The organism is Kocuria sp. UBA1838 (assembly GCF_002338785.1).
Taxonomy (GTDB): domain Bacteria; phylum Actinomycetota; class Actinomycetes; order Actinomycetales; family Micrococcaceae; genus Kocuria; species Kocuria marina.
The window spans coordinates 64,021-76,008 of the sequence record NZ_DDIY01000016.1; the positions used below are offsets into that span (position 1 = coordinate 64,021).

The window sequence follows — 11,988 nt, forward strand, 5'->3', positions numbered from 1 at the left end:
GGCCCCCGCCCGTGGCCGGTGGCAACCGGTGGGCCATGAGCTCAGTCCTCCGTGAGGCCAGCGCCTCGGTGCTGGCCCGGTTCTTAGCCGCGGCCGGCGAGCCAGGTGCGGAAATCGGCGACCTGGGCCTGCTGGGTGGTGATCCCCGCGGCGGCTGCCACCCGCAGCTGGGCGTGCGGGGCCCGGGACTGCGGCTCCAGGAGCTCGATGATCCCGGCCTGGTGGTGCGGAATCATCTTCTGCACGAAGGCGACATCGAAGTCCTCACCGGCCTCCACGGCCGAGAGTTCCTCGATCATCGTCTGGGTTTCCTCCTCCAGGACCTTCATCTCTTCCTGGGCTTCCTCGGGGGCTTGGGCCATGGCCTCCTCGGGAGTCAGCCCGTACCACTCCTCCAACCACCGGGTGAACTGCTCGATCTGGTGCTGCTGGTTGGCGATGATGTTCTCCGCGTGCGTGCGGATGTCCGGGCTGACCCCGCGCTCGAGCTCCAGTTCGGACATCTCGATCGCGGCCTGGTGATGCGGAATGATTTCGGCCAGGAAGGTGATTTCCAGCTGCTCGCCCTCCAGCCCGGCCAGGGTCTCACCGAAGTCGTAGGCGGTCGGGGAGGTCGGATCCGGCTGGAGCATCTCCACCGTGGACGGGTCCTGGGCGGGGGACGCGACCGGGGTACTCCCCGGCCCGTGGGCCAGGGCCGGAGCGGTGGCCCCGCCCAGCAGGGCGGTCGCAAGAACAACGGTGGAGGCGGCGGCCGTAGTGCGGCGGCCAAGGAACTGGGTGGAACGCATGATGATGTCTCTTTTCCACGATGAAGAAGCTCGACCCCGATGTGCCGGCCTCGGCAATCCGCCCGTGCCCGACGTGCGCCCAAGCCGCGCGGGTAGAGCTGTACTGAACAGGGAGCGGGGGAAGAGAAAACCCGCCTCCGGGCGGGCCCGATCAGCCCATCAGGATCCTCTTTCACCGACGGAGACCCGTCACGGGTATCTGCCGGTCAGCGTCTGAGCCTGTAGAAAAGGCCAAGTTCCCGCGGAAGCCGCTCTCCACGGAACCCCCGGTAGGGGGCCATCACCCAGGCGGCGGGTGCGTCATGGCGGTGGCCCCCTCCGCAGAGGAGATCCGGCCCGTGACGCCGATCCCGGTGGCCACGGGTGTCCTCACCGCCCCCGCCGCCCGGGTGATGGGTCTGTGGGAGGCGAGACTCAGCCCAGGGAGGCGACCAGTTCGGCGCAGGCGGCCTCGCACCGCCGGCAGGCCTCGGCACAGATCCGGCAGTGCTCGTGCATGGACGCGTGCTGCTCGCACTCATCGGCGCACGCCTTGCAGGCCATCTGGCAGGCCTTGATCGCATCCAAGGTGATGTTCGCGTCGTAGCCGGTGTGCCGCGAGAGCACTCGCCCGGTGGCCTCGCACAGGTCCGCGCAGTCGAGGTTGGTGCGGATGCACTTGGTCAGCTCGGCGACCATGTCCTCGGACAGGCAGGCATCCGCGCAGGCGGTGCAGGTCTGGGCGCACTCGAAACACGCCTCGATACAGGCGGCCAGCTTCTCCTTGTCCACCCCACCGAGGTCCTTCGGGTAGGTCTCCAGCATCGCGCTCACGTGATGGGTCATGGCTTGCTCCTTCGTCGGTTCAACAGGAGACGAACCGGCCGGAGCCAGCCCGCCATACCATCGACAGTAAACTGCCTTTTCCGTGTGGCGCGCCCCAAATTCTTGAAGATTTGATGAAGATCCAGGCCACAGTGGCGCACAGCGCTACTCCCTCGGGCGGCCTTCTCCGCCGGGGATCCGGGCAATTATGGAGTTTTCATGAAGAAATCGCGCTGCGCGGCCCAGAACGGCATCCCCGAAACTTCTCAATCTGAAGGAAAGCTCAAGGAATCCTCAAAGTCTTCTCCGTGCCACCCCTCGTGATACTGAAGGCCGCCCACGACCCCAAACCCCCTCGCCCTGGGGGGTGGTGTCCATGCAGGGCCGTGCACTGACGCCATTTCCCCTAGTCAAACGGCATTGGATGCGACGCCAGTCGTGATGCGGAGCCACAGGAGCGACGAACCCACGGCTTCTGGGCCGGGCCTTTTCAGAGTCGGCAGCCCAAGCTTTCAGACCCGGCCGAAGAAAGAATCCGGGCCGTGATCTAAACGTGACACTTTCGTTATGAGTGGGCTACTGTCCACTGCGTGCCGCTGATTGATCCGGTCGGCGCCCTCGTGCACATCGCCGAATTCTGCCGGTGCTCGGGGTTCCTGAAGAGAAATCGCTTGGCAGAAGCGGGGGAACCATTTTCGGTCCTGGGGTCCGGGACCTAGGGGTTAAGTCACCCGGAACGCATGCGTCCGGGGCGGCCGGGTGTCTCCCACCCGCATCCGACAGCTCACCTCGTAGGCAAAGGGAGGAACACACCCCATGACCATTTTTAAGCGCCGTACTGCCCGCCACCGCGCCGAGACCACCTCGCCCCTGGTGCGTACCACCACGGTCGCGGCTGCCGCAGGTGCGGCAGTGATCGGCTCCATCGCCCCGGCTCAGGCCTACGCCGAGGTCCCGACGGACACCGCCACTGCCTACTCGGCCCCCGCGTCCGCTCTGGCGGCCTACTCTTCGACAGCCCCCCGGGCCGTCGTTGCCCCCCAGGCCGTCTCCCCCCAGGCCTCGGCGGCTCCTGAGCAGAGCGCTTCGACCGCGACGGTGTCCACCCAGTCGACGGAGATCACCGAGATCACCGGCGCGTCCGGGATTGTGGGCACCGCGATGCAGGGCGCCGGCACCGGCTACGTCTGGGGCGGGACCGCCTTCGGCGCCTGGGACTGCTCCGGATTCACGAAGTGGGCCTACGCCCAGAACGGCATCGAGATCCCCCGCACCAGCTTCCAGCAGATCGCCGCGGCCACCCCCACGACCAACCCGCAGCCCGGAGACCTCGTCTCCCAGAACGGCGGGGCCCACATCGGCATCTACATCGGCGGGGGCAAAATGATCTCCGCCCTGAACCCCGCCCAGGGCACCTTCGTCCACTCCGTCAACGCCATGCCGGTGGACGGGTACTACACCTACCGCTGACCCGGTGCGCCCTCCGCAACGGCCTGAGTCGCTGCGGAGGGCCCCGGTTGTTGCAGCTGCTGATCCAGGGAATTCCTGCCTCGCGAGTGAGTTTTTCCTCCCCTGCAGACACCACACCGTTCCTCCACTTCTCCGCCGTGCGCGGTGCTCCTGATCCGGGGCCCGCTCTGCCGGACCCCGCGACATCTTGCGCCCCCGAGCGGGGTGCTCCGTGCTGTCACCGCACCGTTCCGGCAGATCCGCCCGGCCCGCCAGAAAGCCTGCACAACTCCTCATGACTCGTGACCTGACCTTCCCCAACGGCATCACCTCCCTCCTCACCGGCAAGGCCCGCACCGTGGCCGCCGTCGCCGCCTTCTCCGGGCTGGCCCTGGCCACCACCGTCTCGGTGCAGGCCACCCCGGCCCCGGATGCCTCCGCTGAGGCTCCGCTGTCGGCCGTCGCTGCCGCCACCCCCACCGCAGCGCCCACCCCGTCCCTGGAGCCGGTCGCCCACGTGACCACAGCCGAGAAGCAGACCGACCAGAAGACCGAGCAGAAGAAGGCCGAGCATAAGAAGACCGAGCAGAAGCTCGATGTTCCGGCCGTTGTGGCACCCGGTGGGGCCGTTCCGGCGCCGGCCGCCACGCCCGTTTCGGCCAACGCACCGGCCAACACACTCGCCGCGAAGCCAGTTGTCCAAGAAGCAGCTATTCAAGAACCAGTCGTCCAGACGGTCCCGGAGCCTGTCACCGAGCCTGCCCCGGTGGCGGTTCCCGCCCGGGAACCAGCCGCGCAGGCTGGCCCGAGGACCGCCGTCGCTTCTGCCCCAAAGCCAGCTACGCCGGCCGCTCCGTCCGCTGAGCGCACGGTCACCTCGCTGAGCTCGCCCTCCGGCAAGAGCGCGACCATCGCCTCCGCTGCCATGGGACAACTAGGCACCGGTCAAGACTGCACCGCAGCGGTGAGCAACGCCCTGCGGGCGGCCGGGATCAACTTCCGCGGGTGGCCGGCTGATTACTTCACGCTCGGCACCCGGGTCTCCGCCGGCCAGGCCCAGCCCGGCGATCTCGTCTACTACGCCGATGGCGGCATGGGCACAGCCCACATCGGCGTCTACATCGGCGGCGGCAAGGCCGTCCACGGCGGCTGGAACGGTGGCAGCACCGTCGTCGACAGCGTCAACGTGGGCACCGGCCCGGTCTACATCCGCGTGCGCTGACCGCACGCAAACACCGATTCCGGGTGCGCGGTTCCTGGCCGGCCAGACAGGTTCCGCGCCCCCGGGATCCACGCCTGGGGGCACTTTTAGGTATCAAGGCAGCCGGCCGTTGTCGTGCCGGCATCCCGGGTGCATCCCACTGGAGTTGTCTGCGCTCAACCGCCTTGATGTCGACGATGACCCCATTCGATGTAGAGCTGGGAAGGCTGCGGTGTTCTTCGGATGACAAGACCCGGCACAGTCCCTGACCACCCTCCAGCGGCCAACGCCCTCAGCTCCGATGACCCTGGAGAAGTCGGCCCCTCGTTGAAGGGGGGCGGGCCGGGATCCGGGGCGGGATGCACCGGGAACCGTTGGCGTGGCGACGTTGCGAGATGCCGCCCCGCCGTTGGACGCCGTTTTCCCGGGCATCGTGCATGAATAACTCATATCCTTCCGGCTCTGCCGCAGACTGGGCTTCAGGACAGGTCCACCGCGCCCACCAACGCAGATTTGCGGTCGATGGCCGCGGGGCAGGCTGTGGCGCCGTTCCATGGCCAGGCTTTTGCTCCTGCCCGGCTCTGACCGGTGGGACCACGGCCGGATGCCCTCGTCCTGACCGATGTGTGGCGGAAGGAGCGATATGTGCACCTGGACGGTGGCAGCGGCACTGAGAACCTCCGTCCATGTGGAAGGTTCCGTGACCCCGTCCCTGGTGCCGGCCCTCGCGGTCCACGACGGTGTCGGACGCGACGGCCCAGGAGGCGTTTGTCTCACCATGCACATGGAGGCAGGTACCAGCGCTACGTCCCATGTCGCGGCGCTGTCCGCTCTGGCGACCGATGTACTGCCGTGGGTGGCCGGAGCAGAGCTAGTGGATCTATGGGTGTCTGCCCACGCGCAGCGTTCGCTGGATCTCAGGGCACTCCTTCCCGGCCAGCCCACCACGACCTCCCGGCATCACCCTGCCCCTACTCCTGGTCTCCCGCTGTGTCCGCGTGAACGAGGCCGGGGTGCTTCCGGCCCGCGGGCTGAGAAGCCCGAGGCGCCGGATCCATGACGTCACCGGCACCAGGGCCGGGCGAGACGTCTCGTCACCGGCACGTCGGCCATACTGCACCGGCCGGACCACCTCACGCCCGGAGCCGCACGCACGGCCCCACCCACTGATCAAGGAGCCCCCATGCCCACGCCCCCGACCGGCCGGATCCTGGTGGTCGATGACGAGACCGACCTGGCGCAGCTCGTGGCGGAGTATCTGCGCAAGGCCGGGTTGGAGGTCGCCGTGCGTCACGACGGCACCGAAGCCGTAGCAGCGGTGCGCGATTTCACCCCGGACGTGCTGGTGCTGGATCTGGGGTTGCCGGGGATCGATGGCATCGAGGTGTGCCGCCAGGTGCGGGTATTCTCGGACTGTTACGTGCTGATGCTCACGGCCCGCGATGACGAGGTGGACAAGATCGTGGGTCTGTCCGTGGGCGCTGACGACTACGTGACCAAGCCGTTCAGCCCGCGTGAGCTCGTGGCCCGGGTCCAAGCCATGTTGCGTCGGGCCCGCACGGGAGGCGCCGCATCCGCTGCTGGCTCCCGGTCAGCTCAGCAAGCCCTGGTGATCGGGGAGCTGGTGGTGGACGAGGACTCCCGTCAGGTGCATCTGGCCGGGGAACCGGTGGCGTTGACGCGGATCGAGTTCGACCTGCTCCTGTGTCTGGCTGCCCGCCCGCAGCTGGTGCTCTCCCGTCGGCAGCTGGTGGAGATGGTTTGGGACACGCACTGGACCGGGGACGAGCACCTGGTGGATGTGCACATCGGTCGGATTCGCAAGAAGCTCGGCGACGAGGCCGCCAGCCCACGGTTCATCCACACGATTCGTGGGATCGGCTACCGAATGGGCACCGGACGATGAGCACCGCCGTCTCTTCCCGCGCCCGGCGCTGGCCCTGGAGCCCGTTGACGGTGCGGCTGATGTTGGCCCAGACCGCGGTGCTGGCCATCGGGCTGATCATCGTGGTGATCACCGCGGTGCTGATCGGGCCGCGCATGTTCTACCACGAGCTCGTCGAGTCCGGGCACGCTGATGAGGCCCTCGGGCTGGTGCACCTGGAGGACGCCTTCCGCTCGGTGAGTCTCACCGCCCTGACCATCGGAGGACTCCCGGCGCTCTACATCGCCGGGATGCTCACCTTCTACCTCTACCGCATGATCGGGCGGTCCCTGGCCTCCTTCAGCACCGCCGCCGGGGAGGTGGCCGTGGGCAACTACGACGTGCGTGTCACCTCCACCAAGCTGGGCCCGGAGTTCGACTCCCTGGCCGGGTCCTTCAACGACATGGCCGCCAAGCTCGACGCTGTGGACACCACCCGCCGGCAAATGCTGGCCGATCTGGCGCACGAGATGCGCACCCCTCTGGCCAGCCTCAAAGGACACCTTCGCCCGGTTCAACGGCACCGCCCCGATCCCGGTATGGTCCGGCAACCACGAGCGGTTCCGTCTCAACCGTGGCGGCAATCGTACGATCAACACCGCCCTGCATATGGCTGCCGTGACTCAGCAGAGGCTGGGCTACGAAGGAGCGGACTACGTGGCCAAGCAATTGGCCCGCGGCAAGACCCACACCGAAGCGATGCGACTGCTACGACGGAGGATCTCGGACCGAGTCTTTGCCGCTCTGCGCGCCGATGAGAAAGCCAAGGAGTCACCAATCGACCTCAGGAATCGCCCTGGTCCGGAACCAGTTTTCGAGGTTGCTGCTTGACATAGGAGCATCGGGGAGCTCGACCCCCGCAATCGTTGATCGCCGGGTTCATCGACCAGATGAGGGCCGAAGGCTACGCGGTCGAGTCGGTCTGCGCGGCCCTGCGGGAACAGGGCGTGCCGATCGCCGCGAGGACCTACCGGTCCTGGAAGCAACCGGGCCGGCAGCCTGCCGTGCGCACGGTCACCGACGCGACGGTCATGGATGCTCTGCTGACCACCGTGGGCACCCCGGAAGGGCTCTACGGGCGGCGGAAAATGACCGCGTACCTGCGCCGGTCCGGGCTGAGGGTGGCCCACTGCACGGTAGACCGTCTGATGCGCGCGCTCGGGCTGGCCGGGGTCGTGCGCGGCAAGCGGGTGCGCACCACGGTCCCGTCCGCCGACGGGGCCAGAGCCGGTGACCTGCTCAACCGCAACTTCACCGCTGACGCGCCCAACACCGTGTGGGTCGCGGACTTCACGTACGTGCGCACGTGGGCCGGGTTCGTCTACGTCGCCTTCATCGTGGACGTGTTCGCCCAGCGGATCGTGTCCTGGAACGCGGCCACCACCCGCACCACGGATCTGGTGCTGACCTGTCTGCGGATGGGCCGGTGGGACCGCACCCGTCAGGGGCTGGTGCTGCCGGACGGGCTGATCCATCACCACGACGCCGGGTCCCAGTACACGGCGCTGCGCTTCACCGAGCACCTGGCACTGGAAGGCATGGCCCCGTCGATCGGTTCGGTCGGGGACGCCTACGACAACTGCCTCATGGAGTCGATCATCGGCCTGTACAAGACCGAGTGCATCCGCCCGGGCCCGTTCGTGAAGGCACCACTGAAGACCATCAGCGACGTCGAGTACGCCACGCTGGCCTGGGTGGACTGGTACAACAACCGCCGGCTGCACTCCAGCCTCGGCAACGTCCCACCTGCCGAGTTCGAGGCCGCCCACTACGATCAGACCACTGCGCCCCAGCCGGAGACGCAGCCCGTGTGAAGACGGCAGAGAAGCCGTGACGGTTCATATTGGATGGGAAAGTGAGCAATCCCGCATGGTTTCCGAGGCTACAGTGAGGCAGGTCGCCTACAAATGAGACTGTGAGAGCGCTACCACGGCTCACAGCTGAAAGGTTGCCCATGTTCCTGGGGATTGATATTGGCACTGGCAGCAGCAAGGCCGTGCTGGTCGACGCGGCGGGGGAGCTTCTGGACAGGGAATCCATATCCCATGAGATGGCAATGCCTCGCCCGGGCTGGGCAGAGTTCGACGCGGAGGCTGTGTGGTGGGCTGAGGTGTGCCAACTCAGCCGCTCGCTTTTGTCCCGAAACGATGCGGCTGCTGTAGAAGGGGTTTGCGTCAGTGGCATGGGACCGTGTCTGGTGGTCACGGACGCTGACTTCCGGCCACTGCGACCGGCGATCCTCTACGGGATCGACACGAGGGCTCACCGCGAGATTGAGGCCCTCAACGAGGAGTTCGGCTCCGAGGAGCTGTACCGGGTGGGCGGGAAGATGCTTTCGTCCCAGTCTGTGGGCCCCAAACTGCGCTGGTTGCGTGAGCACGAGCCTGAGGTTTTCGACCGGGCGACGCACTGGTTTGGGTTGAACTCGTTCATCGCGGCGCAACTGACGGGAGAGTACGTTCAGGATCATCACTCGGCCAGTCAGTGCGATCCCTTGTACGACATGCAGACCATGTCGTGGTCTGCGGATCGGTACGAGGCGGTGGCCGAGCACCTTGTGATGCCTCGTCTGGCGTGGCCAGCAGAAGTTGTGGGGCGGGTGCACGGGCTGGCCAGCGATCTTACGGGCATTCCTGTGGGCACGCCGGTGTGTGCAGGAACGGTTGATGCGTGGGCTGAGGCGTTCAGTGCAGGCGTCCGTCGTCCCGGGGACACGATGCTTATGTACGGTTCCACGTTCTTCTTCGTTCAGAATCTGCATGCATATCAGGCTCATGAGAAGTTGTGGACCACGACCGGTGTTGACGAAGGATCGTTGTGCATTGCCGCGGGGATGTCGACCTCCGGCAGTCTCACCACCTGGATGCGTCGGCTCTTCGGCAATCCCTCTTTTGACCAGTTGTTGGAAGAGGCTGCCTCGACGCCTGCAGGATCGAACGGACTGCTCGTCTTGCCGTACTTCGCCGGGGAGCGTTCCCCCATCTTTGATGGGGATGCGCGAGGCACCATCATGGGGCTCACGCTCAGCCACACCCGCGGTCATCTTTTTCGTGCCGGTTATGAGGGCATCGCCTTCGGTGTACGTCAGATCCTGGCCTTCATGGGTGCCACAGCGGAAGAACCGAGCCGGCTCGTGGCTGTCGGCGGAGGAACGCAATCCCGGTTGTGGCTGCAGATCGTCAGTGACGTCACCGGTCGGGATCAGGTTGTGCCGCAGCAGAGGATCGGCGCCAGCTATGGGGGTGCGCTGATGGCTGCCATCGGGACCGGTGCAGTGGACCCCTCCACGGACTGGGCCGTGACCACCGAGACTATTCATCCGGATCCCGCCGCTGCGGAGGTCTACGGACGGCTGTTCGAAGTATATGACGGGTTGTATCCGACCACCCGGGGGGCCATGCATGAGCTGGCGGCGGTGCAGCAGATGAGCGAGGTCCCTGCTCAGCCTTTGGGGTGATCCTCCTTCGCCGGGCGGCCGATTACGCCGAGGGCGACTGGTCCACGGTGGCGAGAATAGCCTCGGCGGTGTATTCGTCCGTGACCAGGTGGTTGAACGCACCGAGTCGGGCTGCCGCAAGAATGCTCAGTGCCTTGTGGCCTCCTACTGCGATTCCGACGCAATGGTTGATCCGGCGCAACACGTCCACTGAGGTATGGATCAGGCGCTCGTGTCCCGGGAACTCGAGGAGTTGCCCGGAAGCATCGAAGAAGTTCAGGCAGACGTCTCCGACCGCATGCTTGAGTACCTCGCTGTCCACGGGAACGGCCGGTGAGATGGATCGACGCGTCGCCGTCGGCGCTCCGATGCCTACAAATGCTCCTGTGGCGTTCTCCCACAAACGTTCGATCCGTTGGAATCCCGGATCATGGTGCAGGGCCTCGTGCATGACCGGTGACGGCATGGCTTCTGCGAAGAGGAACATGGGCTGTGCCTGCGTGTTCTGCGCCAGGGCTCGGGTGATCTCATTGGTCTGATACCACGCCTCCGGTTCGGCTTGGCCGCCGACGCTGGGTGCGACGACGACACCGTGCAACGGGGGGAAATCTCTCTGGCTGATTTCGTACACGGTGCGGCCTGAGGAAACCAGCAGGATGTCCCCGGGGACCAGGTGCATGTCGGTGAGGGCCAGGCGTACCTGGTCGCTGAGGCCGGGACCCAGATGCTGTGACTGGTTGCCGGCGGCCAGGTACACGCGGGAGATCCCCAGCACTTCGGCGGTCCGCACCGCCAGCTCGTCTGTCCCCTGCTGGTGCGGATTGATGACCTGGATGCGCACGATGCCCGACTCGCGGGCTTCCGTCAGCAGACGGCTCACCGTGGCCCGGGACACCCCCATGCGCGCGGCGATCTCCGCCTGGGTCTGGTTGTGCTCGTAATAGGCCTTGGCTGCCTCGTACGCCGGTGAGGCCAGGGGAACGGTTCCGGCGGCTTCGAACGCGGGGGGCACGGCACCATGCCTTTCCTTTGTGAACATCTGTTCATCAGCGTAGCACCGGGACAAGATCACGAACAGCGTAGAAAGCTCGTAAATCCGGCAGACTGCGAACAGGATTGCATCGTGAACATTTGTGCTTGACAACTGTTCAAGGAGCGGTACGGTGGGGATCGTAAGCCAGATCACAACTCGACGAGGAGCCCGTCATGACGACGACTGCTGGTTTTCCCAAGACTTCGACTGCTGACCTTCCGGAGACGATGAGTGCTGTGGTGTGCCACGGGCCGGAGGATTACTCGCTGGAGACGCTTCCTGTCCCAGCCCTCGGTGCGGACCAGATGCTGATCCGGGTGGAGGCTGTGGGGGTGTGCGCCAGCGACTTGAAGTGCTACCACGGGGCCGCCAAGTTCTGGGGGGACGAAAACCGTCCTGCCTGGGCGCAGAAGGAAGTCACCCCGGGCCACGAGCTGGTCGGGACGATCGTCGAGGCCGAGGACTCCGCCCTGAGCCACCACGGTGTCGCGGTAGGCGACCGGATCGCCTGCGAGCAGATCGTGCCTTGTGGGGAGTGCCGCTACTGCCTCCGGGGCCAGTACTGGATGTGCGGTCCACACGACATGTTCGGCTTCCGCAATTACAACGGGGCCATGGCTGAGTACATGCTCGTGCCCATCAACGCCCGCGTGCACCAGGTCTCCCATGATCTTCCCCCGGCCCACGCAGCCTTCGCCGAGCCGCTGTCGTGTTCGCTGCATGCGGTGGAGCGGGCGAACATCACCTTCAACGACGTCGTGGTCATCGCCGGGTGCGGGCCGATCGGCCTGGGCATGGTGGCCGGAGCCAAGGCCAAGAACCCGCTGACGGTGATCGCCTTGGACATGTCCGACCAGAAGCTCGAGCTGGCCCGCAAGTGCGGCGCGGACGTGACCATCAACATCGCCCGCGAGGACGCCGTCGCCAAGGTCAAGGAGCTGACCGACGGCTACGGCGCCGATGTCTACATTGAGGGCACCGGCCACCCCGCGGCCGTGAGTCAGGGCCTGAACCTGCTGCGCAAGCTGGGCACCTACGTGGAGTACTCCGTGTTCGGCTCGGATGTGACGGTCGATTGGTCGATCATCAGCGACGACAAGGAACTCGACGTGCTTGGTGCTCACCTGGGTCCGCACTGCTGGCCGGCGGCCATCAAGATGCTGGAGTCCGGGATTCTGCCGATGGACGAGATCTGCACCCACCAGTTCCCGCTCGAGCGTTTCCAGGAGGCCCTCGACACGGTGGGCGACTCCTCCGGCGATTCCGTCAAGGTTTCCATTCTCCCCAACTGACCAAGCTCGGCCTTCTGGCTCCGACTCCCTGCGCCTATGCTGCCGGGCGTCGGAGCCC

General features: G+C 66.2%; 9 protein-coding genes, 2 pseudogenes and 1 riboswitch. Of the genes and pseudogenes, 8 read left to right on the forward strand and 3 right to left on the reverse strand.

Annotation, left to right across the window (positions count from 1 at the left end):
* Positions 1 to 83: 83 nt before the first annotated feature.
* Both B3I25_RS08430 and B3I25_RS08435 read right to left on the reverse strand, forming a co-directional pair.
* Positions 84 to 791, reverse strand: coding sequence for a DUF305 domain-containing protein (locus tag B3I25_RS08430; RefSeq protein WP_035959050.1), 708 nt, complete (start codon positions 789 to 791; stop codon positions 84 to 86).
* 414 nt (positions 792 to 1,205) lie between these two features.
* Complete coding sequence (locus tag B3I25_RS08435) at positions 1,206 to 1,616, reverse strand: four-helix bundle copper-binding protein (RefSeq protein ID WP_062737214.1); 411 nt, start codon at positions 1,614 to 1,616, stop codon at positions 1,206 to 1,208.
* Between the two features lie 597 nt (positions 1,617 to 2,213).
* Positions 2,214 to 2,405, forward strand: a riboswitch (cyclic di-AMP (ydaO/yuaA leader).
* Between the two features lie 6 nt (positions 2,406 to 2,411).
* Here B3I25_RS08435 and B3I25_RS08440 point away from each other — a divergent pair.
* The 7 genes and pseudogenes from B3I25_RS08440 (at position 2,412) to B3I25_RS08470 (ending at position 9,626) form a co-directional block, all read left to right on the forward strand.
* Complete coding sequence (locus B3I25_RS08440; protein WP_035959043.1) at positions 2,412 to 3,065, forward strand: C40 family peptidase; 654 nt, start codon at positions 2,412 to 2,414, stop codon at positions 3,063 to 3,065.
* 274 nt (positions 3,066 to 3,339) lie between these two features.
* Positions 3,340 to 4,266, forward strand: a complete 927-nt coding sequence (locus tag B3I25_RS08445) for an NlpC/P60 family protein (RefSeq protein ID WP_286738613.1) — start codon at positions 3,340 to 3,342, stop codon at positions 4,264 to 4,266.
* 1,162 nt (positions 4,267 to 5,428) lie between these two features.
* A complete protein-coding gene (locus B3I25_RS08450) occupies positions 5,429 to 6,151 on the forward strand; it encodes a response regulator transcription factor (RefSeq protein ID WP_098055258.1) in 723 nt (240 codons plus the stop codon).
* A 293-nt stretch (positions 6,152 to 6,444) separates the two neighbouring features.
* Positions 6,445 to 6,651, forward strand: a pseudogene (locus tag B3I25_RS08455) (HAMP domain-containing protein); the annotation flags it as partial.
* 49 nt (positions 6,652 to 6,700) lie between these two features.
* Positions 6,701 to 7,000, forward strand: a complete 300-nt coding sequence (locus B3I25_RS12380) for a hypothetical protein (protein WP_349676537.1) — start codon at positions 6,701 to 6,703, stop codon at positions 6,998 to 7,000.
* A 14-nt stretch (positions 7,001 to 7,014) separates the two neighbouring features.
* Positions 7,015 to 7,983 (forward strand): annotated as a pseudogene (locus B3I25_RS08465) (IS3 family transposase); the annotation flags it as partial.
* 140 nt (positions 7,984 to 8,123) lie between these two features.
* Complete coding sequence (locus B3I25_RS08470; protein WP_286738616.1) at positions 8,124 to 9,626, forward strand: FGGY-family carbohydrate kinase; 1,503 nt, start codon at positions 8,124 to 8,126, stop codon at positions 9,624 to 9,626.
* Positions 9,627 to 9,648: 22 nt separating this feature from the next.
* On the opposite strand, the gene B3I25_RS08475 is transcribed toward B3I25_RS08470, so the two are convergent.
* Positions 9,649 to 10,617: a sugar-binding transcriptional regulator gene (locus B3I25_RS08475; protein WP_286738618.1), complete on the reverse strand. Its 969-nt coding sequence runs from the start codon at positions 10,615 to 10,617 to the stop codon at positions 9,649 to 9,651.
* A gap of 194 nt (positions 10,618 to 10,811) precedes the next feature.
* Between B3I25_RS08475 and B3I25_RS08480 the strand changes: the two genes are divergently transcribed.
* Positions 10,812 to 11,930, forward strand: coding sequence for a zinc-binding dehydrogenase (locus B3I25_RS08480; RefSeq protein ID WP_286738620.1), 1,119 nt, complete (start codon positions 10,812 to 10,814; stop codon positions 11,928 to 11,930).
* The last annotated feature ends 58 nt before the right edge of the window (positions 11,931 to 11,988 follow it).